Consider the following 23,512-nt stretch of genomic DNA (forward strand, 5'->3'; position numbering starts at 1 on the left):
GATGAAAGTTAGCAGCGGTGTATGAAAATACGCCAAATGACCTGAGGTGAACCGATTGAATAAGTTTTTAGTGGTTGATTTTGAAACTACCGGCAATAAGCCAAAGGACGGGGACCGCATTATCCAGATCGGCGCCGTCCTGATTGAAGACGGGGAGATTGTCTCCCAATTTTCCACATTAGTTAATCCAAAGACACCCATTCCGATATTTATACAACAGCTGACGCAGATAAATGATGATATGGTAGCGGATGCTCCAGTCATTGAAGACATTCTTCCCGAACTTTTAAAGATATTGGATGGCTCTGTCTTTGTTGCTCATAATGTATTTTTTGATTTAGGCTTCTTACAGCATGCTTTAACGGAGAACGGATATAACCCCTTTTCGGGACCTATATTAGATACCGTCGAATTATCCAGGCTGCTTTTGCCTAACCAGTCCGGGTACAAGCTTTCTGATCTTTCCATGGAGCTGGACATCGAGCACGAGACGCCTCATCAAGCCGATTCCGATGCAATGGCTACAGCTCATATTTTTCTATCCCTCCTGGATAAGCTAGATAGCTTGCCCTATTTAGCGATACAGCGTCTGGCTGACTTAACGAAGGGGTTTTCTTCGGATGTCGCCGAGCTGATTCGCCATATCGAGCATCAGCGCCTCATGAAGGGAAAGGTGGAAGACGATCGGGAAGATCTGGAGATGTACAGGCAATTCGCCTTGCGTACGCGCCCTGCAACAGAGCCGGACAATGGCGATGAAGAAAGTACATATGAAGAATTCTTGAAAAGGATCCAGGATAAGCTCCAACAAGAGATGGAGGAGTTTGAATGGCGCCCCGCACAGCAGGAAATGATGAAGCAAGTCTATGACGCCTTCTCCCGCTCCAGACATGCCTTAATTGAAGCGGGAACGGGTACGGGGAAATCCTTGGCTTACCTGATTCCGGCTTTATACTGGGCGAAGCAGGAAGGCGAAAAGGTGGTCATCAGCACTCATACGATTCAGCTGCAGGAGCAATTGTTCAGCCGAGATCTTCCTTTGCTCAACCGATTGTTTGAATCTGAAGTGAATGCTGCGGTATTTAAGGGACGCAATAATTATCTTTGCCTGCGAAAATATGAACAAAGCCTGATGGAAGCCACGGACAATTTCGATATCCAGCTTTCCAAGGGACAGATTCTGATCTGGCTGACGGAAACGGAATCAGGCGATGTAGAAGAACTCAATTTGCCTTCAGGAGGACAAATCTACTGGCGGCAAGTGCAAAGCGACACGCACTCTTGCTTGAACAATCAGTGTCCATGGTTTTCTCGCTGCTACTATTTTGCCGCACGGCGACAAGCCCAAGAGGCGGATCTCATTATCACGAACCATTCGCTGCTATTTACCGATATGAAAGCAGAACAAAGACTTCTTCCCAGCTATGATTATGCGGTCATCGATGAGGCTCATCACTTTGAGGATGTGGCCAGTCATCACCTGGGATTGTCTTTAAGTTCCTTGCAAATAGAGAACCTGCTTTCTGAACTAAGCTCAGATCGCGGAATGGGGATGCTGGAGAAGCTGGACAAGGAACTGACTCAGTTTTCGGATCTCTCCAGCTCAGTCCGGGACCGTCTTCAGGCCTGCATGAACCAGTTAGTCGAGGGAAGGGAATTCGTGCGGGATTGGTATGTACGCCTTTATAATTGGGGAGTGCGAACAGCAAAGGAAGGGACCGAGGCGGGCAGACTAGTGAAGCGGTACTCAAGTGCAGATTGGACGGAAAAATCGGCGAAGGGAGCGTGGCAAGCAGCCACTTATGTATCCGAATGGTTTCGCTCCTTCGAGCAAAATCTTGAAAGCCTGTATACGGAGCTGCATGCTGACAAGGAAATATCCTCTCGCATTCGCGGGCTGTTAACCGATTTGCATGGTGCCATCAAAAGGGGAGTTCATTTTAGGCAGTTGATTCTGGAATTAATGCTAGAGCCTCAAGAGGGACAAATTCACTGGATGGAATTGGATACTCGGACGAATCGAAGAACGGTGTTTTTGTATCAGGTTCCCATTGATGTAGCTCCTCTTCTTAACGAACAGTTTTTTTCAAAAAAAGAAAGCGTAGTGCTGACATCGGCGACGCTAAGCGTGAATCAATCCTTTGCTTATTCTTTACAGCGAATGGGATTGGATGCCTCCAATGTATCAACCATTGAACATGCATCTCCCTTTGATTATCGGAGCCAAACCTTGCTTTGTGTTCCTTCCGATGCCCCTGCCCTACGGTCCGGAAATGATACGGATTTTGTCCAACACCTGACGGAATCCCTGGCTAAGCTGGCCCGGGTGACCGAAGGAAGAATGCTTGTCCTATTTACATCCTATCAAATGCTCCGACAAGTGTATGAACCTCTCAAGGAAATGCTATCGGGAGAAGGATTAACGGTATTGGGACATGGCATGGATTCCAGCAGCAGAAGTAAGCTAACACGTCTCTTCAAGCAAACCCCTCGCTGTCTGTTGCTCGGAACGAGCAGTTTCTGGGAGGGAGTAGACATACCAGGTGAGGCTTTGTCGTGCTTGGCGATAGTCCGGCTTCCCTTCTGGCCTCCAAACCATCCCGTGGTCGAGGCGAGAAGCGAGCATATTAAAAGCAAGCGAGGCAATCCATTCATGGATCTGTCCGTACCACAAGCCGTTATTCGTTTCAAGCAAGGATTTGGCCGTTTGGTCAGGACCCAAAAAGACAAGGGTGTAGTCATTGTTTTTGACAAGCGAATCGTAGAATCCCGCTATGGTCAGTACTTTGTCAAGTCGCTGCCCGACACGCCCCTTCATTTTCGTCCATTAGACGATTTATTGCCTATGATCGATGAGTGGTTAGGATAAAATCGAAAGACAAAAGGATCTGGGTGATGCCAGTTTGTTTAGTTTGTTTAAAAAGTCTATTGCAGTTGTTTGGTTCTTTTTACTGATGGCTGGAAGTCAGGGGTGGGCGATGGAACAGTCTCCCTATCCCGCTCTTCCAGACGGACAGGATGCTCAGGAAATTGCTGTCCATTTTCTTGCCATTTCTCAAGGCGAGTCCACCTTAATCCAAGGAACTGACGGTTTTACGATGCTCGTGGATGCAGGATCAGCGAAGAGCGGATCAGAGCTGGCTGAATTGCTGGAGCAAAATCACATCCTTAAGATTGATGCTCTCGTGTTAACGGGGGATATGGATCACCATGTTGGAGGGGCGGATGAAATTCTTGAACGGTTTCCGGTAGATCAAGTCCTTGTTCCTAAACTGATTAAGGAAACTATTTTACGCGAAATTCACAGTCCCGTTCGAAAGCTCGAGACGATTGAGGAAGGTCAGACTCTGGAGTGGCCGCAGTTCAAGATGAGGATACTTCACCCTGCAGAGCCCTTGTCTCTTTCCCCCCAGGCCAATTCCCTGGTTTTTCAGCTTATTCATGGAGACGTGAAATTTTTATTCACCAGTGACATCAATGAGGCGGCAGAGAATGAGCTGCTGGAAAAATATAATGTCAAGTCGCAAATTCTGAAGGTCAGTGACAGTGGAAGCAATCAAGCCTCCAGCCCAGCTTTTTTAGAAAAGGTAGATGCTCATGCGGCCATCATTTTCAAAAACCAAACAGTAGCCGAAGGGGTCGATGAAGTGGTGGAGCGATTGCATGAAACCTGGATTGATATCTATCAGACCAAAAATCATGGTACCATTAGCATCTTTTCCGATGGGGAAGATTATCGGATCAAACGCGAAAAGTCCAAGGGTTATTTCGATGCGAATTAACCCTTTTTGTCTATAATTCCCGCGTAAAGATGGCACTCTAATACCAAAGGAGTGTGTAAATCCATGCATACAATGTGGAAAGGCTCGATTAGCTTTGGTTTAGTCAATATCCCCGTAAAAATGTTCTCTGCCACCGAAGATAAGGATATTCGTTTCCGACATTTGCATAAAGAGTGCGGAACTCCGGTTAAGTATGTAAAAATGTGCCCTTCCTGCAATCGAGAAGTGGAATTGGCGGAAATCGTGAAAGGGTACGAGTATGAAAAAGGACGCTTCGTGATCATTCAGGAAGACGATCTCGAGTCTATTATGCCAGAGACTCGAAAGACTATCGAAATTCTGGATTTTGTCAGTTTGGAACAAATCGACCCCATTTATTTTGACAAAACCTATTTCCTCTCTCCGAATGAGACGGGTGATAAGGCTTATACGCTCCTTCGCGAAGCGATGAATCGAACGGGAAAAATAGCGATCGCGAAAATTACGATCAGGGCAAAAGAAAGCCTGGCAGCGGTCCGCCTCTATAAAAATTGCATCGTAATGGAGACCATCTTCTATCCGGATGAAGTGAGAGCGGTTGATCATGTCCCGGGTTTACCGGGTCAGGTGGAATTGAATGAGTCAGAGATGAATATGGCTGTGCAGCTGATAGAGAATTTGGCGACAGACTTTAATCCGGAAAAATATACGGATGACTATCGGGCAAAGCTCACGGAGCTAATCCATGCCAAAATTGAGGGAGAAGAAATTCAGGAAGCGCCTGAGGCTCCGCGCCTTGGCAAGGTAGTCGACTTGATGGCAGCTCTGCAGGCCAGCCTCGAAGCGACTAAGCACGAAAGAAACCCGAAAGCCGAGGAAGAGGAAGCAAAGGAGCCCGCCAAAAAACGTCGCAAAAAGGTTACGGTGTAGAACGGTCATGCGATTAGCACCGATCATTCCCTTTGAGCCCATTGCGACAGAAACCATGCCGGAAGGTGAAGAATGGGTTGCCCAAATAAAATGGGATGGAGTTAGAGTCCTTACCTATTTTGATGGCGAGGAGATCAAACTCTTCAACCGCAGAATTAACGAGCGAACAAATCATTACCCGGAATTAACCAAAATCGAATCCTATTGCTCTGCTACTTCGGTTATCCTCGATGGAGAAATCATAGCTTTGGGGGAAAATGGGAAACCGTCGTTTCATGAGGTGATGCGGCGGGATGGGCTTCGCCGTATGGAGCGGGTAAAAGAAGTTCAAAAGAATGTAGCGATTACGTATATGATTTTTGATGTTCTTTATTACAATGGCCAATGGATCCATCATCGTTCCTTAGAAGATCGAATAGAGATCCTCGGGAATATCATCCGACCCCAGGAATACGCCCAATTAGTCACCGTTCATCGGGATGCGGATACGCTTTTTGAGGTGATCCGGCAGCAGGGCATGGAAGGAATTATTGTGAAGGATCTGCTCAGCTCCTATACTTTTGACGGCAAGGACAAGCGCTGGCAAAAGAAAAAGAATTTCCGGGATCTTATTGCGGTGGTTGGAGGTATCACATTAAGGCAGGGCATTGTAAATGCGTTAATGCTGGGCGCTTATGATTCTGCTGGGAAGCTATGGTACATTGGGCACGCTGGCACGGGCAAGCTGACTAAAGAGGAATGGCGGGAGCTCACTTCGCTTGTCCAGCCCTTGATCCAGGAGGAGCGTCCTTTTGCCAATCGGCCTGAAAGAATGAAGGACGCCATTTGGCTTCAGCCTAAAATCACAGTCAAAATCAAGTTCATGGAATGGACCGAAGGATACAGTCTAAGGCAGCCTAACATTCAAGGGTTTGTAGACATTCCTCCGGAAGAAGCGAGGTTGGATCTGTCATGAGGCAAGAGGAATTTGAAGTAGAAGTGGAAGACCGAAAGGTGAGAATAACCAATCCACAAAAAAAACTCTGGCCTGAAGCAGAAGTGACCAAATTGGATTATATTCGCTATCTGGTGGAGATAGCGCCTGCTCTTTTGCCTTATTTACGCAATCGGTTGCTTACAACGATCAGGTTCCCGGACGGCATTCATGGAAAGTCGTTTTACCAGAAAAACATTCCGGAGCATGCTCCGGAATGGATTCAAAGCCATGTATGGCGAGATACGCAATATATTGTAGCGAATGATCTGCCTACTCTTGTATGGTTAGGCAATCAGGCTTGCTTGGAACTTCATGTGAGCTTTAATTGGTATCAGCAAGAGCGCTATCCTACCGAGCTGGTGTTTGACTTGGATCCTATGGACCTGGATGATTATTCGCATGTTTTGGAAATTGCTCTTCTTATCGAAGAGGTACTCCAATCTTTAGGTTTATTTAGCCAGCCCAAAACCTCAGGGGCGTCAGGGCTGCAAATTTATATTCCCATCGAAGTGAGATACACCTATGATGAAACCCATATGCTCAATAAGTTTATTGCCCATTATATTGCCGAACGGTACCCCAAAAAAGTAACGATTGAACGATTAGTGAAGAATCGGGGAAGCAAGCTTTATTTCGATTTCATCCAGCATGGTGAAGGAAGAACCTTACCCGCGGCCTATTCTCCTCGTGCCAGAGAGGCCGCTTCCGTGTCAGCGCCGGTTAGTTGGGAAGAGGTCCGCCGGGGATTTCATCCCACCGATTTTACGATCCGAACGATGAAAGAACGAATGAGTGTTGTAGGGGACTTGTTTTCTACGGTTACAACGGAAAAGAAAAATCAATCCTTGGACCAACTGCTTCAGTTCCTTAAGCAAAAAGTAACTTGACTTTTGGAAAACAACTTTGCTTAAATGAACGATATGAGTGTGCCTAAGGAATGGAGTGGAAATGGATGAAAAAAATAGTGGTCAATGGTACCATAGTTACGGTAAATGAACAAAACGAAGTTATCGAAAAGGGAGCCCTTGTTTTCGAGAACGGGAACATCTCCTATGTAGGGAAGGTACCGGAAGACCTTTCCGGTTTTGATGAAGTTATCGATGCTAGAGGCTGCATCGTCATGCCGGGACTCGTTAACACGCATGGCCATGCAGCTATGTCTTTGTTAAGAGGCTATGCGGATGATCTGCCTTTGCAGGAGTGGCTAGAAACGAAAATGTGGCCTTTGGAAGGTCAATTTACCTCTGAACACGTCAAGTGGGGCACCTTGCTTTCGATTGTGGAGATGATGCGGACGGGCACGACAACTTTTATGGATATGTATGACCATATGGATCAAGTGGCGGAAGCCGTAGAACAAAGCGGAATGCGTGCAGGCCTGGCCAGGGGGATTATTGGACTCTGCCCAGAGGAAGTGCAAAAGGCCAAACTCGAGGAAGCTACAAGCTTTGCGCGCAATTGGCATAGACAAGCGGGTGGGAGAATTACCACTATGATGTCGCCTCATGCTCCCTATACCTGCCCGCCAGACTACATCAGGCAGATCGTATCGAGAGCCCATGAGCTGGACCTGCCTATCCACATTCACATGTCTGAGTCCATGCGTGAAGTGGAGCAGAATGTGAAAGATTATGGACAGCGGCCGCCGGCCCATCTCGACCAGTTGGGGGTGTTTGACCGACCAACATTAGTAGCCCATGCCGTTCATTTAACGGATGAGGAAATAGACTTATTAGCTCGAAAAAAGGTGAAGGTCTCACACAACCTGATCAGTAATTTAAAGCTGGCTAGCGGTGTAGCACGCGTCCCGGAGCTACTGAAGAAAGGGGTTACCGTATCATTGGGTACGGATAGCTCGGCAAGCAACAACAATTTGAATTTGTTCGAGGAAATAAAGATGGCAGCCCTCCTGCACAAGGGAGTTAACTATGATCCGATAGCGGTACCGGCTGAGGAAGCAATCAGAATGGGAACACGCTACGGGGCAGACGCCATGTTCATCGGAGATCAGACGGGGTCCCTGGAAGTCGGAAAAAAAGCGGATTTTATCCTTGTACGGACGAATCGCGCTCATTTCCACCCGTTTCATGAGCCAGTTTCCCATATGGTCTATGCGACCTCCGGATATGACGTTCAAGACGTCTATGTTGATGGGGTTCAACTGGTAGCCAAGGGGGAAATGCTGACGATTGATGAAGAGAAAATCATCTACGAGGCAAACCGCATGTTCCAATTGCTAGAAAGATAAAAAACATTTTTCACGGTAAAAAGTCCCTTTGCGGGACTTTTTACATTCATAGGTATAGGTAGGGTATTTTTAGTCACACTAATGATGGAAGCTTGGCTGTCTGCTGCCTGTCCGGCAGGATGGTTCCGGGAGGCAACGCACTAATCCATTTGGATCCAAGATGAGAAGTCAGGCTGTCTGTATGAAGGTGCTGCGTCTTCCTGAAAACGAAATGGTGATGATAAAGCAACCCAAGACATGTGGTGATCGTTCATTAATCGTTCTACAATTTCCGGAGGCATGTCATTTATATATTTTAGGGTAGTTCCATTGAGGGCCACGCATTCACCTCCCTCTTGCGCGGTAACTATATTATGTCCGTTGCCTTGGCAAGCATGAATAACAGTATTTGCACATTTGATTTACTTTCTTAACCTTTTGCGCGTTATGGCATGAAAATGCTGTGGTATAATAGAGGCAAAGCTAAATAAAGGAGAAGGGTTGAGTGAGAAATTGGCTGATCGTTTTGTCTTTCCTGCTGCTGCTTGCAGTATGGCAGTCAGGTCATCTCCTTTACAGTGTATTGGGAGATAAAAGCAAGTGGGAGGAAGAGGGAACGGTATTGGCGAAATCCTACACGGAAATCGAACAGGTGGAGAAAGTTTCGCAGTACCATGGAAAGGCGAGCTATATCGTCGTGCAAGGAAGAAACGCTGCAGATCAGCCCATAACAGCATGGTTTCGGGATGGGTTGTTCGAAGGGGCGGAATATGATAAAGATCTTATGACGGCGGAGAACATTCAAGAGAAAGTATCCAAGCAGGTGAAGGTTAAGGAATGGATCCGTCTTCAACCGGGGATGGAGGACCGCAGACCGCTTTGGGAAGCTGTCCTTAGAGATGAAGACAATAAATTTAATTATTACTATTACGATATGAAAAGCGGACAATTTATACGTTCCTATCGACTGCAAAAAGCAAGCAGTTAAAGAGAGAGTTCTTGGAGGTCTGGCCAAGCTGACCTTAGATAGGAACTCTTTTTTTTCTTTCAGGAAAAACATTCTTGCACCCTAAATGATAGATCATATGATATACTGTTAAATGTAGCTCTTACTCCAACGGAATTATTAGGTGCATAGAAAGGGGGCGCAAGCATGAACGTACGTGCAATGCCCGTAATGTTGTCTTTGATTTTTACTTTGTTCCTATTGTTCGGTGGTTGGTTTGCATACCAACAGTTCTATGTACAACAGCCTATAGAAGCTTTTATTAAACAGAAGCAGCATATCACTTTACATGATATGCGAATTGATAATAACCAGGTTAACCTTTATTTAGACTTTAGCCAACCAGATGACTTTGTTGATGACTATAAGGAGATCCAAGAGTTTGTAGCATCCAAAGCTCCAAATAAAGATGTATTTATCCATCTTTCCAAGCATGGAGAAAACATGAAAGACCTATGGGAGGAGGAATACTTTGGCTTGGCGGAAGCCATTCAAAAGCAGGAGTACTCCCGCATCCCGGAAATGATTGAGGAAATGGGGAAGAAGAGGCAGTTAGAAAAGACAGTAGCCCGTATGGATGACCAAAATGTCTATGTGTTTTTGCAGAGTGGGACTGACCATTTGTATGCTGTCCTTCCTTTAAAGGAAGAGGTGAATATCCATGAGTAAAGAAATTGTCATTGGAATCATTCCTGCGCTATTTATTTTCTTAGCGTTCATGGGTGTCAATATTGCCCCTCTCATTATAGGCGGGGTGCTTATTACTATTTTTGCCTTTTTCATGATTCGTCAATCCGGTGGGGGCATCGGGATTGGACAAGGAAAAAAGACTAAAAACAGCGTACCTAAAACCGATATGAAGTTTGAGGATATCGGCGGGCAGGAACGGGCAAAAGGCGAGTTGAAGGAAGCGCTTGACTTCTTGATCCACAAGGATGATGCCAAAAAATACGGCATCCGCCCACTGAAGGGGATTCTCCTGACAGGACCTCCGGGGACTGGGAAAACGCTCATGGCCAAGGCGGCTGCAAACTATACAAATTCAGCATTTGTGGCAGCGAGCGGCTCACAATTCGTAGAAATGTATGTAGGGGTCGGGGCCCAGCGTATCCGTGATCTTTTCAAGGAAGTCAAAACGCAAGCGGAAAAGAATAATCAAGGCAGCGGGATTATCTTCATCGACGAGATCGATGTTCTTGGCGGCAAGCGCGAGGGAAGCCAGCATCGCGAATATGACCAAACCCTGAATCAATTGCTGACAGAAATGGACGGAATGTCAACGACCGACCAGCCGCGCATTCTCATTATGGCCGCCACTAACAGGGCCGATATGTTAGATGATGCCTTGCTTCGTCCAGGGCGTTTTGACCGCAAAATCGTGGTTGATCTTCCGGATAAAAAAGCGAGAAAGCAAATCTTGAATATTCATGTGAAAAACAAGCCTTTAGCCAATGATATTGATTTAGAAAGAATCGCACAAGAAACCTATGGTTTTTCTGGTGCTCAGTTAGAAAGTGTTACCAACGAAGCTGCCATTTATGCATTTCGGGAAAAATCTGACCAGATTGAAAGCAAACACTTCTCCCTAGCCATTGACAAGGTGATGATGGGAGAAAAAACAGATCGCGAAACCAACGATCAAGAACGGGAACGTGTAGCGATTCATGAGCTCGGACATGCTATCATTTCTGAGGAGGTCAATCCGTATTCCGTTTCTCAAGTCACTGTCAGTCCGCGCGGGCAGGCTTTAGGTTATGTCCGGCAAAATCCGCAAGAAGACCGATATCTTTATACCAAAGATTATCTGGAGAAACAAATTATGATTTGCCTAGGCGGAGCAGTAGCCGAGGAAATCAAGTATGGCCACCGCAGCACAGGATCGAAGGGAGACTTCGATCAGGCTCTGCGCTTGGTTCATTCCATGATTGACAGTGGTTTATCCAAACTTGGAATCGTGAAGCTCGAAATGCTGCGCAAGGAAGATATCCAGCAAGAAACGTCTAATATTTTGGATGACCTATTGGAGAAAACGAGAAAAATTCTTCTTTCCAAGCGCCAGCTTATGGAAGATGGGGCAAGGATACTGGTAAAGGAAGAAGTATTAAGCGGTGATTTCTTCCGAACTTTCGTTGCAGAAGAGCATAAGGTAGTCAGTTAACAGTTCGGGGGCACCCGCGGCTTCGGCCGTAGGGGTGCCTTTTTAGTGTAGATACTTTTTGTAAATATATTCCGCTTTCTTTTTTTCTTCACGAACCACTTGCTTGACTTCCTCTAGGGTTTGAATTTTATACTTCTTTAAACGAAGCATGCGGTGAATCGTATGGGGAAATAGAAAATCAATCAAGATTACTTTTCGCGTCGCAGGACTAATGGGATTGACCTCTTCGTACCATTCCATCATCTTTTGGAAGATTTTTGCATCAAATTGATGTCTTTTGGTATATTTTGAAAAAATGCGAATTAAGTCTTTGGAAGGGAGGTCGTAGCAAACGTCCTCAAAGTCAATGATTGCTTTTTCGTTTTCTTCGTACCTGACATTTCCCTGGTGGGCATCTCCGTGGATGAGGCTTTGTTCTTTATAGGGTCTTTTGGCAAGAGAGGCATACTTGCTCTTTTCGAGAAATTTCAACGCTTTTTTTGCCATCTTGCGGAAGAAGGGGATGGAACTTACGTAGGCTTCCTTTCGGGGATTGCTGGCGTCTTTATTCATTTTATAGAATCGGTCCATATAACCGATTCTTTTTTTGTAATCCTTTTTCCAGTTCGTATTGGCATAAGGCTTGATGTGATGAGGAAAATTCAAGTTGTAAGAGGCTCTGTGCATTTCGGCAATGGTTTTAATCAGGCTCTTTAAATCCTGAGGATTGTTGAGAGGGTGGCGGTCGCCTTCGACCCACTCATATAGGACATAGGGATGGCCTTTGTGCATAAAAAAAAGCTTATCATCTTTGGTTGGTACAGGCTTTGCTAAGCATACCCCTTTCTTGCTCAAGAGAAGCTCTGTCCGAACGATGAATTCTTGCTTTCGCTTGTTCAGGTACAGCGTTTTTAAGGCATACTTTTTCCCGTTATCCCCGAGAAGCTTGGCAACGAGTGAAGTCGTCCGATCGTGTTTGATAAGGGAGCTTTTTTGAATCTCAATTCCGTACTGATCGGTTACTTTTTTATTTAATTTATTTAGCATATCCACCCTTCCTTTAGCGAATGCGCGCAGGCATATGGAATGGAGATAATTGAAGAAGCTCAGGGTATACATCCTTTAAATCTTTCACCGAGTGATGGGAAAGTTTTTTCATGCATTTCGCCATCACTTCCGCGCCGTTGCATGGTATCATTTTAAAAATCTCTCGGATAGAAGCCGATTGGTCTAAAAGGCTGCGGATTTGCCGGGATAGATCATGCGGGGAAAGCTTCGATTTTGCTATGCAAAGAGGACTCCCCGTCAAATCCTGCAGCATCATGTTTTTGACTTCACGTTCCTTTGAATCGGCAGGCAGCGCCAATAAGGGGGTCCCGGTAGATATACAGTCAATCATAATGCCCATGCCAGGTTTGCTGATCACTAATTCGGCTGCATTGATCAGACTGGGTCCATTCGAAAACATAGGAGCTTGAATGACAGATTTGGGGAACTTCCTGCGCACTCCGCCAAATTGGCTCGCGATCACAAGTCGGTAGGGGGTCTTTATCTTCATCAGCAAATCATACCATTCGTCCATATACTTATAGCGGAAAGGACCCACGCCTCCCCCCATATGAACGAGGATGAACCGTTCAGAAGGGCGCAAACCAAGGATCTTTCGGACCTTTGAGGGAGATTGGTCAGGCGGGCGAGCGATAATCGGGATAGGAACATAGAGCGTAGTTAGCTTCGGAACTCTGGAGGGGGGGAGGAGGTTCATGTGGAAAAAGACATCTGTTGTTTTTTCGGATACATCATGAATCTCGTTCTTAAACTTAGTCGTCCAATCTGTATCTCCTTGCGTTGTAAAGAGGTCGCTATGATAAATTCCCCCAATGATGGGTCCTTTTTTTCCTCTTTCATCCTTCAGTTCTGCCACTTCTTTTCTCCAGTCGTGCATAATGAGTCCAGCGTTGAGCAAATTCCCGGGGTGTTCCCTGATTTTTTCCTTGCTGAAATTACGAATTCTGGCTTTGGGCAAGTTGGAGCGAAGCCAGGAATGAGAGTGCTTAAAGGCAAAAACTTTGACAGTCTGCCTGCTTAGCTCCTTGAACTTGCCTACATTGGCTACACAGCGGCTCAGATGCCCTAAATTTCGTCCAACGATGTAATGAATCACGGTTTCACCACCTTTTTCCTATCGTATGAAAAAATAGGTGGGACAGTGCTTTTTCTCAATGCGCTCCAGAAAAAAGGGCTTAGACTTTTTCGTTTATTATGCTTTTGTCTAAGAGCGGACCAAGGGGAATCCATACAATGATGTAAAGAGCATAGAAGGAGGGATATATTGCGAAGAGTTGCCGTCATTCGCTCCGTCTTTCTGCCCATCAGTGAGACTTTCATCTATAATGAGCTGACGAATCTAAGGAAAACGAAAGCGATCCTCTGTACCCGGAGAAGAGAAAACGCAAAAGAGTTCCCTTTCAATAAAATCTACAAATATCGAAATCGAAAACAGCTGGAGAAAATCCTTCGCAAGAGAAAGGTGCGACTGGTTCATGCCCGTTTTGGCACGCTTGGCGTAGATCTCTTAGGGATGAAGGAAAGGCTGAAAATTCCCCTCTTAACTTCCTTCCATGGCTCAGATCTACCTACAAACCGTAATAGAAAAGCATCCTATCGGAAAAAGCTGAAGTCACTTTTCAAAAAGGGGGACGCTTTTACGGTTCCTTCCTATGATATGAAGAAGATCCTTGTTCGCCACGGATGTCCTAAGAAAAAAATCCATATCCAATATAGCGGCATTAACGTGGGTGAGTTTACCTTCAGCAGACGTACGCTATTTCGGGGAGAGAGAATCATTATCCTTTCTGTTGGACGGCTCGTGGAAAAGAAAGGAATGAAATATTTACTCGATGCTTTTTCCGAGGTTCAACGACACTTGCCTAATTCTGAGCTGCGAATTATTGGGGACGGACCCTTAAGGATCAAATTAAAGAAACAAGCAATGAAGAAAGGCATCGAAAATAAAGTCAAGTTTTTAGGGAAACTTTCTCATGATGAAGTCCGAAGAGAAATGAGGAGAGCCCACATTTTTGTATTGGCCAGTATCACGGCGAAAGAAGGAAATCAGGAAGGAATTCCAAATGTCCTTAAGGAAGCGCAAGCGAGCGGACTGCCTGTGGTATCCACGTGGCATGGCGGCATTCCGGAGCTTGTCGAGCATAAGAGAACAGGTTATCTCGTTCCCGAGAGGAGCAAGAAAGCCTTAGCCCGTGCCATGATTAGACTATTGAAAAGCCCAGAACAATGGGGATCGATGGGAAGGCGAGGAAGGGAAAAGGTTTTGGAATCCTTTAACGCGAACAAACAAATCAGAAAGCTCGAAAAGTTGTATCGAAAACTGATAAAGGGGCGATAGGGGGAAGGTTATGAAAATTGCTCTCATCTGTTCCGATCGCGGTCCCTGTCCACCGATTAAAGGCGGGGCGATTCAGCTGCTGATCTCTAGAGTAGCACCGATGCTTGCCAACAGGCATTCTGTCACAGTGTATTCCATTGCAGACCCTGCTTTACCTAAGCAAGAGAAGGTACATGGCGTACGATATGTTCGATTCCCTGCCTCTAGTTTCCTTAACGATGTATCCGCACACCTTCGAAAACAATCCTATGATCTTATCCAGACTTTCAATCGACCAAACTGGATTCCTCGATTGCGAAAGGCATCCCCATCATCCCTTTTTGTTGTTTCCTTGCACAATTTGCTGGAAGATTCCGAAAAGAAAGTTTCTTCCTCCCTAAGAGATGCCGATCATATCCTAACGGTAAGCCGTTTCGTGGCTAAGGATACCATCAAAAAGTTTCCGGAGGCCAAAGGAAAAATCAGCCCTGTTTATACAGGGGTGGAACTGCGGGAATATGCTCCCGTAGATTCAGAAAAGGGAAGCCGCTGGAGAAGACAGATCCGCAAAAGATATGGAATTGATGAAAAAGCTCCCGTCATTCTTTTTGTCGGACGACTTGTCTCATACAAAGGGTGCCATCTAGTAGTAGACGCTATGAAAAAGATCGAAGATAGAATTCCCCGAGCTACCCTGCTGGTGGTTGGAAGTAAATGGTATGCAGATAAGGAAAAGGATAAATACTGGAAAAAACTTCAAAAAAGCGCAAAAAAGCTAAAAGAAAAAGTAGTGTTTACATCTTATATTCCAGTGGATGAGATTCCCAAGTTTTTTGCTGCAGCAGATCTGTTTATTTGTGCCTCACAATGGAAGGAACCGCTGGCCAGAGTCCATTATGAGGCGATGGCGACGGGGCTGCCAATCATCACAACCAACCGCGGGGGAAATGCCGAGGTTATTATGCATGGGAAAAACGGCTATGTAATAGATGATTATAAAAATAAAAAAGCATACGCTAGATATGCGATCAAGCTTTTGTCAAACCCCCATCGGTCAAGCCGCATGGGCCAAATCAACCGCAGACTGGCTGAGGAAAAATATAGGTTTGACCGGGTAGCCGAGGATTGGCTTAACGTATACCATGACTTGATCAGGGATAAAAAAGGGGCGAGCGGAAAAAGCTATAGATAGAAACAAGTGAAGGAGGATGCCTAAACGATGAAATATTCGCCAGAAAGAAACAGTGCCAACGATGATAGGCGCAGACATGAAGCAAACCAACAGCCCAAAGCGGCAAAAGAAAATGCTGCAGGCTATGGGGATAAGAAGCTGGATGGACCTAACCGCCCGTCAACCTAATGGCTAAGCAAAGAGCATGAGACCGAGTTCGGTTTTATGCTTTTTTGCTTATAGACGGCAGCCTGGATTTTCTATAAAACAGCGGATATCTGAAACTTCCTCTACTAACATGGCATAGACTACCAATATACCATGTTAAGGAAGGTGGAGGATATGGAAGACTTTCGCTCTATCAAAGTTACCGTAAGAGAGGATAGAAAACCAGGGCAAACCCGGCTTGTGATCAGTAACCCCACCTCATTGAAACTGATTGGACAAGGCGCTCAGGGGGCTGTTTTTGAATTATCTTCCAACCGATGTGTAAAGATTTACGCGAAACCCAATAGTGCTGAAAGAGAGCGGAAGGCCCTGGAAGCCGGAGGTCCTCATTTTTTTATGCCTCAACTTTACGAAACGGGTAAGAATTATATTATAATGGAGCTCATTCAGGGACCGGACCTAGGCCAATATCTCGATGAACTCGGGGAAGTTCCGAAACGGGTCGTAAAACAAGTTATGCAAATATTTGATAGCATGAAAAAGATAGGATTTTCGAGAATAGATATGAGACTCCGCCATATATTAGTGACAAAGGAAGAGAAGCTCAAAGTCGTCGATCACGTGAATGCCTTCTCGGCGAAGAGCGAGGTTCCCGCCAAACTGCTTAAGGATCTGAAGAAGAAAAAGCTATTAAAGCCATTCTTGAAAAAAGTAAAAAAGATAGACCCTAAAACCTATGAATTATGGAAAGGATAAAGCAGGGCTCGGTTGCTTTTCCCCCCTTGGAATTGTATAATTCTAAGGGCAATGGTACATATCGTTTGTTAATAACTGGGGGTATTTACATATGAATCCAACCATCAGTCAATTAGGCCGGTTTGAAGGTCAAGAGATTCGATTAGGTGCCTGGCTTTATAATAAGAGATCGAGCGGAAAGATCCAGTTTCTGCAATTAAGGGATGGCTCAGGTTTTGTCCAGGGGGTACTGGTCAAAGCGGAAACGTCTCCCGAGGTTTGGGAAACGGCAACCAAGCTGACTCAAGAAAGCTCTATGTATGTCACGGGATTAGTCAGGAAGGAAGAACGGGCTCCCAGCGGATACGAGCTAACGGTCACGAATATTGAAGTGATCCAAATTGCTGAAGAATACCCCATCTCACTTAAGGAGCATGGAGTGGAATTCCTGATGGATCATCGCCATTTATGGATTCGTTCTCCAAGACAACGCGCGATTCTTGCCATCCGTTCAGAAATTATCCGTTCCATGTATGAATTTTTCCATGAGAATGGATTCATAAAAATGGACGCACCGATCCTGACGCCGACATCTGCAGAGGGGACTACCTCTCTTTTCCATACGAAGTACTTCGATGAAGATGCCTATCTCTCGCAAAGCGGTCAGCTTTATGCAGAGGCTGGCGCGCTCGCCTTGGGACGCGTATTTACCTTCGGCCCCACTTTCCGGGCGGAGAAGTCGAAAACACGTCGCCATTTGATTGAATTTTGGATGATTGAGCCTGAGATGGCTTTTTGCGATCACGAAGAAAGTCTTCGCATACAAGAGAATTTTGTAAGTCATGTTGTGCAATCAGTACTGAAAAATTGTCAAAAAGAACTAAAGGCTCTTGACCGCGATCTTAGCAAGCTAGAAAATATCAAAGCGCCATTCCCGCGCATCTCATATGATGATGCGATCAAGCTGCTTCAGGAGAAGGGACATGAGATCAAGTGGGGCGAGGATTTTGGAGCTCCGGATGAAACGGCGATTGCGGAGCAATTTGACAAGCCGGTGTTTATTACTTGCTATCCGACGGAAATCAAAGCGTTTTATATGAAGCCGGACCCTAACCGGCCAGAAGTGGTGTTATGCGCAGATTTGATTGCTCCTGAAGGATATGGAGAAATTATCGGGGGAAGCCAGCGGATCGACGATTTGGAATTGATGAAGCAGCGCTATGAGGAACATAAGCTGGATGAAAATTCCTACAAGTGGTACCTTGACCTGCGAAGGTATGGCACTGTTCCTCATTCCGGCTTTGGATTGGGTTTAGAGCGTACAGTAGCATGGATCTGCGGCACGGATCATGTGAGGGAGACGATTCCGTTCCCGCGATTACTCAATCGCTTGTACCCGTAGGCAAGACATGTAAAGACTATATACCCGCGGTCCGCGTTTGGGTTTATAGTCTTTTTTTTTCCACTCCTAACATTTCAGACAAGCTAATAGTATAATGAGGAGTGAGGTGTTTATAAGCATGGAGAAGTTATTAACGAAGATAATGAAAGAGGGAGCTCTCTCCCTTCAGCCTATTCTTATCCAGAAGTATAAGGAACTTGGACTGAGCGATCAAGAAATGATGCTGGTGATTCATATATTATCATTTAAGCATGAAGGAAACGATTTTCCAACGATCCACCAGCTGGCGTCAAGGATGACGGCTGCGGAGACGCAGGTTATAACCATGCTGCAGAAGCTGGTTCAGCGAGGATATTTAGCGATTGATGATGTGGTTGAAAAGGGAACGGGTATCCGCTCGGAGATGTATCAACTAGATCCTTTCTACAACAAATTAGCAGGCCTTTTAATGGAACAATATTCAAAGGAAAAAGCGGAAGAAGCTTCGGAGAAAAAAACAACCGACAATTTATTCGAGATCTTTGAACAGGAATTTGGCAGACCGTTATCTCCGATTGAATGCGAAACCCTTGCGATGTGGCAGGATCAGGATCAATATTCAGACGAATTGATCATTGCAGCTCTCCGTGAGGCGGTGATCTCGAACAAGTTGTTTTTCCGGTATATCGATAGGATTCTGTATGAGTGGCAGAGGAACAATATTCGAACCCCTGCCCAAGCTCGAGACTTTAGCTTGAAATTCCGCAAACCTCCGCAGCCGGCTGCTCCCCAGAGAAAGGTAGAGCCCTTTCCCTTCTATAATTGGCTGGAGAGCGATTCAAGGAAATAGATACTGGATTAGACAAGACCTAGAGAAAATCTAGGTTTTTTTGTTCTGAACGAAAACAAGCCTGTTTTCTTCTCCAAAAGCACCAAATTTTCAGCTCTTCATATCGTATCGTGAGAAACTATATGGGTGATGAGGATGACAAAAGATTGTCTCGGCATTTTGGTAAATGACGGTATATGGGAAGGAATAGCAAAAGAACAGACGGGATACGAAAGGATTGACTTTTATCTCGAGGCAGCGAATATGTATGAATTGATCCCCTGTTTTTTTCGGTTGCGGGATATTTCCCTTCGAAGAAAAAAGGTGAAAGCTTTGGTGAAGCACAATGGTCGATGGGATACCCGGATTCTCCGCCTTCCATCTGTCATTCACAATCGGGCTATCTTCCAATCTCCCAATAATTTTACCCGGTGCAAGAAGCTTGTTGATCATGGTGCGGTTCTATTCAACTTTTGGAACCGTTACTCCAAAATGCGCATTGCAGATATTTTAGGGAAGTCTGATGCAGTTAAACCGTATTTGCCTGCCAGTGCTCCTTTTTCTTTATCCGATTTGGCGAAGATGGGGCAGGAATATGCCTCCATGATGGTGAAGCCGGACAGGGGGACGGTGGGGGAAGGAATTATAAAAATTGATCAAATTTCCCCGCTTGAATGGAAGGTTAAGTATCGTGAAGGTACTGCCCTAGCGGAACGTTCCGTGCAGACAGGGGAATTATACACGAAATTAAAGCGACTGGTCGGCAAGCATGACTATTTATTGCAAGAAACCATTGACTTAGCCACGCACCAGGGAAGTCCTTTTGATCTTCGGGTTTCTGTGCAAAAGGATGGCAGGGGAGAATGGGGAGTTACGGGAATCGTAGGAAAGGCGGCCAGACCTGGACATTTTTTAAGCAATGTAGCACAGGGCGGGACAGTCCACAAATGGGAAGAATTTCCTTGGGGTACGCTAGGTCTTTCATTCCAAGAAGTAGAAAAAAAAGTGAAAAATGCCGCAATGCAGGTGGTCCAGGTCCTTGACCAGAATCTTCCGCACTTGGCTGATGTTGGTTTTGATTTTGGAATCGACCGCCAAGGTCATCCCTATTTTATTGAAATGAATGGAAGGGATCAGCGCTACAGTTTTGCTAAAGGTGACATGATGGAAACCTGGAAAATGACCTATGAAAAGCCAGTCGCTTATGCGAGATATTTGTTAGACAGCAGAAGGAGAGGGTGAAATGAAGCCAATGATTGGAGTCCTGCTCGACCAAGGAACATGGAGAGGAATTCCTTGGAGACGAACAGGTCATGAAAAAATTTCCTACTATGATAAGGCTGCCCAAAAGCTAAATGTGAAAATTGTTTATTTTCCCCTTTCTCAGGTTCTGCCTGACCGAAATCGAGTAAAAGGCTATATACTGGATCGTGGAAATTACCGCTTAGTTGAACGCCTGATTCCACCGGTGATTCATAACCGTTCCATGTCGGCGAATACCGCCATGGGCAGAAAGCGTCAAGCATTAACCAAGCGAATCCTATTTAATGAGCGGACCCGCTACAGCAAGTACCACATTCACCGTATCCTTGCCAAAAAATCAAGCCTCCATCCCCATCTTCCTCACACGGAACCCTTCAGTAAACAAAAACTAGACAAGATGATGAGACGGATTGACTCGATCTATGTAAAGCCTGTGAGCAGCAGCATCGGAAGAGGGATATTTCGGTTAGAAAGAACGGACCAGCAGCTTTGGACGATCCAGGGACCAGGGAATCGAAAAACCAAAAGAAGTGCTAAGATCTACCCCTATTTAAAACAGAAGACTCAAGGAAAGGACTATCTTCTTCAAGAAACGATTCCTCTTGCCCATTATAAGGGGAAGCCCTTTGACATCCGGGTTTCAGTTCAAAAAAGCGGAAATGGCGAATGGCAAGTCACAGGTATGGTTGGCAAAGTAGCGGCCAAAGGCAGTCATGTAACCAATGTGGCAAGGGGCGGAAAGGTGAAGCGTTGTGAAGAGCTTTTCAAAGCTTGCGGCCTTGATGTTGAAAAAACAAAACGAGAAATTGAGAAGGTTTCGATTAAAGTGGCAAAACAGCTTGGAAAGTCTTTAAGGAATCTTGCGGATGTAGGTCTGGATATGGGAATTGACAGCCAAGGCAAGCCGTACTTCATTGAAATGAATGGAAGGGATTTGCGATATAGCTTTCGGAACGGAAACCTTATGACGCAATGGTATAAGACCTATGAGCACCCGATTAGGTATGGAATGTATCTGTTGAAACAAGTAAAAAGAAAATTAACACAAAAAACATAGTATTCTCATAGGCAGTCAGCTATACTTACAGCAAATAGCCAAAAGGGAGTTTCTGCAAATGGACGAAATAATTGGACCTATCATGGATGGAACACTAGAATCGATAACGGCCATTATCCCCTTATCGACGACGTTTAACCCGCCGACCTGGCTCAAGGCCCCTTTTCAGCAAAAGGAAATTGGAGTATTGGTAGGTCTAGCAGGAGATATGCATGTTCGCTTTTTGCTTGAAGGCGAAAGGGAAACCTTGCGCAAGCTTGGCCAGTCCATGTTTGGCATGGAACTGGAAAATCAGATGCTGGAATCTTTTGCTGGAGAGCTTAGCAATATGATCATCGGAAATCTCTCTACCTTTCTGGCAGGAAAAGGTTACGTTATCGATATTACCCCACCAACGGTTATGGTTGGAGACACGAAGCTGTATGGGTTTAATCAGGCTGTATGCATCCCTTTTGAAATTGAAACGGTTGGCTTATTAAATTTATTGGTATTAGTAGATAAAAACTAGGTGATTAGGCCGTCTGATGAAGTGCATTTTTCATGTTAGTTTTTATGACATATAGATATCATCCTTATATTAAATCTGTTATTCTATATAGTAACATTTCCCTCCACACCTTGCACCTTTACCATGAAGGTGCTTTTTTTTTCTTCATTTTCCTGTAACTTCGTGAAAACAATCTCTTCATGTGGAAAACTTGTAGAAACTTTAATGTAAGATGTAATATAATATAACATAAAGAGATAGGGGATTAAGATAAGGAGGGGGAAGAATGTCTTATAAGGATAAAAAGGTGATTACAATCGGAGTTGTCAGTGAATTAACAGGATTGTCTGAACGTCAAATACGATATTATGAAGAACGGCAGCTGATCTTTCCTGATCGAAGCAAGGGTGGTACCCGCAAATATTCTTTTAATGATGTAGACCGCCTTTTTGAGATCGCCAATAAAATGGAGGATGGTTATCAAACTTTCGAAATTCGCAAGATGGAGAAGAAACAGCTTGAGCAAAAGCATCGCAACCAAATGATCCAGGGGCAGCTGAATGCAGCTTTCTACAAAAACAGGCCGCAAAGACCGTAAGCTTTTTACCCGCGAATGGGCGGTATGATTCAACTACCTATAGACATATGCCGTGTCCATGTCATTGGTTTCCTCATAAACTGTGGAAAATGCACTAGAAATGGGTGTGGCCAAATGAAGATTGCGATCATTAGTCCAGGGAGCTTTTCTGTACCGCCCGTTATAGGCAGCAGTGTGGAACATGACATCCAAATGGTTGCAGAGCAGTTGGAGAAGAACCATGAAGTTACGGTATATGCGAAAACTTGTCCGGAATATCCGCGATCAGAGAAAATAGGAAACCTATATTATAATCGTGTTGCGTTTTCCAACTCGAAACAATATCTGAATCGGATTATGGAACACATGAAAAAAGAAAAACCAGATATTGTGGTGGTTGAAAATCGTCCGCTTTATGTCTTGTGGATTAAGGAGAAAATGGCGGATATTCCGGTCGTTCTGAACATGCACTCCGCTGTGTTTGCCTCCCCTCCAAATATTCGTGAAGAGGATATGAAGAAAGCAGCCATTCAGGCGGATGGGTTAATTACGAATAGTAAATATCTAAGAAATCATTATGTCAAAAACTACCCGGAATTCAAAGGAAAAGCCTACGCTGTCCATTTAGGCATCGATGCTGCTCCGTTTGAAAAAGCTCATAAGAAGGAAGAAAAAATTGCGAAGCTAAAAAAGAAGCTGCACATTAAGGACGACAATACAACGATTCTCTTCGTCGGGCGATTGCTCAAAGCCAAAGGCGTCCATCTTGTCCTTGATGTGATGCCGGAGCTGATCAAGGAATACCCGCAGCTCAAGCTTGTCATAACAGGAGCCTCGCGTTATGGAAGAAACGTCGTAACGCCCTATGTTAAACAGATACGGAAAAAAACAAAGCCGCTGGGGAACCATGTTGAACTTACGAATTTCGTGAAACCAAATAAAATCCCTTATATTTATCAACTTGCGGATGTGGTTGTCATTCCCTCCTTATGGCAAGAACCATTTGGGAGGGTGAATCTGGAAGCGATGGCTTCCGCTAAACCCGTAGTGGCTTCCGATCGCGGCGGCATTCCAGAGGTCATTAAACATGAGGAAAACGGATTAATTGTCTCTTTGGATAAAGAACGTAACGAATTGCGTGATTCCCTTGTCAAGCTGATTGAATCAAAGGAATTGAGAGAGCAATACGGACAAAAAGGCTGGGAATATGTATATCGGTTTTCCTGGTCTAAAACGGCTAAAAGATATGCGAGAATTTTCTCAAAGCTGGTAGATAGAAAAAGTGTTAACTAAACGTGCGTGTTGAATGTCCAGTGGAAAAGATACTGGACATTCTTACATATTGAGGACAGGAAGCCCTTTCTTTTTTAACTTGCTTGTGCGCATGCCCATTTTCCGTAAAATCTTGTGACATATTGTAGG

Annotated in this window: 22 protein-coding genes; 20 read left to right on the forward strand and 2 right to left on the reverse strand. The window is 45.0% G+C overall.

Annotated elements, in window-relative coordinates; translation table 11 throughout:
* Nucleotides 1-55 precede the first annotated feature (55 nt).
* The 9 genes from dinG to ABLT31_RS13370 all read left to right on the forward strand — a co-directional run bounded on the left by dinG (nt 56) and on the right by ABLT31_RS13370 (nt 11,058).
* Nucleotides 56-2,869, forward strand: coding sequence for an ATP-dependent DNA helicase DinG (gene dinG / locus ABLT31_RS13330; RefSeq protein WP_367752249.1), 2,814 nt, complete (start codon nt 56-58; stop codon nt 2,867-2,869).
* A gap of 34 nt (nt 2,870-2,903) precedes the next feature.
* Nucleotides 2,904-3,782 (forward strand): ComEC/Rec2 family competence protein, encoded by an 879-nt coding sequence (locus tag ABLT31_RS13335; protein ID WP_367752251.1) that lies wholly within the window; start codon nt 2,904-2,906, stop codon nt 3,780-3,782.
* Between the two features lie 63 nt (nt 3,783-3,845).
* Nucleotides 3,846-4,691, forward strand: coding sequence for a non-homologous end joining protein Ku (gene ku / locus ABLT31_RS13340; protein WP_367752253.1), 846 nt, complete (start codon nt 3,846-3,848; stop codon nt 4,689-4,691).
* Between the two features lie 7 nt (nt 4,692-4,698).
* Entirely contained in the window at nt 4,699-5,646 is a 948-nt protein-coding gene (locus ABLT31_RS13345; protein WP_367752255.1) for an ATP-dependent DNA ligase, read from the forward strand.
* A complete protein-coding gene (gene ligD, locus ABLT31_RS13350) occupies nt 5,643-6,554 on the forward strand; it encodes a non-homologous end-joining DNA ligase (protein WP_367752257.1) in 912 nt (303 codons plus the stop codon). The genes ABLT31_RS13345 and ligD overlap by 4 nt, the downstream gene beginning before the upstream one ends.
* 65 nt (nt 6,555-6,619) lie before the next feature.
* Nucleotides 6,620-7,915, forward strand: coding sequence for an amidohydrolase (locus ABLT31_RS13355; protein ID WP_367752259.1), 1,296 nt, complete (start codon nt 6,620-6,622; stop codon nt 7,913-7,915).
* 484 nt (nt 7,916-8,399) lie between these two features.
* Complete coding sequence (locus ABLT31_RS13360) at nt 8,400-8,882, forward strand: cell wall elongation regulator TseB-like domain-containing protein (protein WP_367752261.1); 483 nt, start codon at nt 8,400-8,402, stop codon at nt 8,880-8,882.
* Nucleotides 8,883-9,047: 165 nt separating this feature from the next.
* On the forward strand, nt 9,048-9,569 hold the full coding sequence (locus ABLT31_RS13365; RefSeq protein WP_367752263.1) for a hypothetical protein: 522 nt from the start codon (nt 9,048-9,050) through the stop codon (nt 9,567-9,569).
* Entirely contained in the window at nt 9,562-11,058 is a 1,497-nt protein-coding gene (locus ABLT31_RS13370) for an AAA family ATPase (RefSeq protein ID WP_367752265.1), read from the forward strand. Before ABLT31_RS13365 ends, ABLT31_RS13370 begins: the two co-directional genes overlap by 8 nt.
* Nucleotides 11,059-11,100: 42 nt before the next feature.
* Here ABLT31_RS13370 and ABLT31_RS13375 read toward each other — a convergent pair whose 3' ends face one another.
* Nucleotides 11,101-12,084: a CotS family spore coat protein gene (locus ABLT31_RS13375; protein WP_367752267.1), complete on the reverse strand. Its 984-nt coding sequence runs from the start codon at nt 12,082-12,084 to the stop codon at nt 11,101-11,103.
* 13 nt (nt 12,085-12,097) lie between these two features.
* Nucleotides 12,098-13,201, reverse strand: coding sequence for a glycosyltransferase (locus ABLT31_RS13380; protein WP_367752269.1), 1,104 nt, complete (start codon nt 13,199-13,201; stop codon nt 12,098-12,100).
* A gap of 168 nt (nt 13,202-13,369) precedes the next feature.
* Here ABLT31_RS13380 and ABLT31_RS13385 point away from each other — a divergent pair, with 168 nt between their 5' ends.
* The 11 genes from ABLT31_RS13385 to ABLT31_RS13435 all read left to right on the forward strand — a co-directional run bounded on the left by ABLT31_RS13385 (nt 13,370) and on the right by ABLT31_RS13435 (nt 23,383).
* Entirely contained in the window at nt 13,370-14,443 is a 1,074-nt protein-coding gene (locus ABLT31_RS13385; RefSeq protein ID WP_367752271.1) for a glycosyltransferase, read from the forward strand.
* Nucleotides 14,444-14,453: 10 nt separating this feature from the next.
* On the forward strand, nt 14,454-15,614 hold the full coding sequence (locus ABLT31_RS13390) for a glycosyltransferase family 4 protein (protein WP_367752273.1): 1,161 nt from the start codon (nt 14,454-14,456) through the stop codon (nt 15,612-15,614).
* 27 nt (nt 15,615-15,641) lie between these two features.
* Entirely contained in the window at nt 15,642-15,782 is a 141-nt protein-coding gene (locus ABLT31_RS13395; RefSeq protein ID WP_367752275.1) for a hypothetical protein, read from the forward strand.
* Nucleotides 15,783-15,935: 153 nt separating this feature from the next.
* Entirely contained in the window at nt 15,936-16,517 is a 582-nt protein-coding gene (locus tag ABLT31_RS13400; RefSeq protein ID WP_367752277.1) for an AarF/UbiB family protein, read from the forward strand.
* 91 nt (nt 16,518-16,608) lie between these two features.
* Nucleotides 16,609-17,898 carry an asparagine--tRNA ligase gene (asnS, locus tag ABLT31_RS13405; protein WP_367752279.1) on the forward strand — a complete coding sequence of 430 codons (1,290 nt, stop codon included), beginning with the start codon at nt 16,609-16,611 and terminating at the stop codon, nt 17,896-17,898.
* Nucleotides 17,899-18,016: 118 nt separating this feature from the next.
* Nucleotides 18,017-18,727: a DnaD domain protein gene (locus ABLT31_RS13410; protein ID WP_367752281.1), complete on the forward strand. Its 711-nt coding sequence runs from the start codon at nt 18,017-18,019 to the stop codon at nt 18,725-18,727.
* A gap of 135 nt (nt 18,728-18,862) precedes the next feature.
* On the forward strand, nt 18,863-19,948 hold the full coding sequence (locus ABLT31_RS13415) for a YheC/YheD family endospore coat-associated protein (RefSeq protein ID WP_367752283.1): 1,086 nt from the start codon (nt 18,863-18,865) through the stop codon (nt 19,946-19,948).
* Between the two features lies 1 nt (nt 19,949).
* Nucleotides 19,950-21,026, forward strand: a complete 1,077-nt coding sequence (locus tag ABLT31_RS13420) for a YheC/YheD family endospore coat-associated protein (protein ID WP_367752285.1) — start codon at nt 19,950-19,952, stop codon at nt 21,024-21,026.
* Between the two features lie 58 nt (nt 21,027-21,084).
* Complete coding sequence (locus ABLT31_RS13425; RefSeq protein WP_367752287.1) at nt 21,085-21,534, forward strand: chemotaxis protein CheX; 450 nt, start codon at nt 21,085-21,087, stop codon at nt 21,532-21,534.
* A gap of 265 nt (nt 21,535-21,799) precedes the next feature.
* Complete coding sequence (locus ABLT31_RS13430; protein WP_367752289.1) at nt 21,800-22,111, forward strand: MerR family transcriptional regulator; 312 nt, start codon at nt 21,800-21,802, stop codon at nt 22,109-22,111.
* Between the two features lie 114 nt (nt 22,112-22,225).
* A complete protein-coding gene (locus tag ABLT31_RS13435; protein WP_367752291.1) occupies nt 22,226-23,383 on the forward strand; it encodes a glycosyltransferase family 4 protein in 1,158 nt (385 codons plus the stop codon).
* Nucleotides 23,384-23,512 lie beyond the last annotated feature (129 nt).

This window comes from Ammoniphilus soli (assembly GCF_040813775.1).

Bases quoted from the DNA above. Each gene is read 5' to 3' on its own strand.
- ABLT31_RS13415 (WP_367752283.1), top strand. From the start codon at position 18,863: ATGACAAAAGATTGTCTCGGCATTTTGGTAAATGACGGTATATGGGAA.
- ABLT31_RS13355 (WP_367752259.1), top strand. From the start codon at position 6,620: ATGAAAAAAATAGTGGTCAATGGTACCATAGTTACGGTAAATGAACAA.
- ABLT31_RS13365 (WP_367752263.1), top strand. From the start codon at position 9,048: ATGAACGTACGTGCAATGCCCGTAATGTTGTCTTTGATTTTTACTTTG.
- ABLT31_RS13430 (WP_367752289.1), top strand. From the start codon at position 21,800: ATGTCTTATAAGGATAAAAAGGTGATTACAATCGGAGTTGTCAGTGAA.
- ABLT31_RS13390 (WP_367752273.1), top strand. From the start codon at position 14,454: ATGAAAATTGCTCTCATCTGTTCCGATCGCGGTCCCTGTCCACCGATT.
- ABLT31_RS13410 (WP_367752281.1), top strand. From the start codon at position 18,017: ATGGAGAAGTTATTAACGAAGATAATGAAAGAGGGAGCTCTCTCCCTT.
- ABLT31_RS13435 (WP_367752291.1), top strand. From the start codon at position 22,226: ATGAAGATTGCGATCATTAGTCCAGGGAGCTTTTCTGTACCGCCCGTT.
- ligD (WP_367752257.1), top strand. From the start codon at position 5,643: ATGAGGCAAGAGGAATTTGAAGTAGAAGTGGAAGACCGAAAGGTGAGA.
- ABLT31_RS13345 (WP_367752255.1), top strand. From the start codon at position 4,699: ATGCGATTAGCACCGATCATTCCCTTTGAGCCCATTGCGACAGAAACC.
- ABLT31_RS13375 (WP_367752267.1), bottom strand. From the start codon at position 12,084: ATGCTAAATAAATTAAATAAAAAAGTAACCGATCAGTACGGAATTGAG.
- ku (WP_367752253.1), top strand. From the start codon at position 3,846: ATGCATACAATGTGGAAAGGCTCGATTAGCTTTGGTTTAGTCAATATC.
- ABLT31_RS13370 (WP_367752265.1), top strand. From the start codon at position 9,562: ATGAGTAAAGAAATTGTCATTGGAATCATTCCTGCGCTATTTATTTTC.
- asnS (WP_367752279.1), top strand. From the start codon at position 16,609: ATGAATCCAACCATCAGTCAATTAGGCCGGTTTGAAGGTCAAGAGATT.
- ABLT31_RS13425 (WP_367752287.1), top strand. From the start codon at position 21,085: ATGGACGAAATAATTGGACCTATCATGGATGGAACACTAGAATCGATA.
- ABLT31_RS13395 (WP_367752275.1), top strand. From the start codon at position 15,642: ATGAAATATTCGCCAGAAAGAAACAGTGCCAACGATGATAGGCGCAGA.
- ABLT31_RS13400 (WP_367752277.1), top strand. From the start codon at position 15,936: ATGGAAGACTTTCGCTCTATCAAAGTTACCGTAAGAGAGGATAGAAAA.
- ABLT31_RS13420 (WP_367752285.1), top strand. From the start codon at position 19,950: ATGAAGCCAATGATTGGAGTCCTGCTCGACCAAGGAACATGGAGAGGA.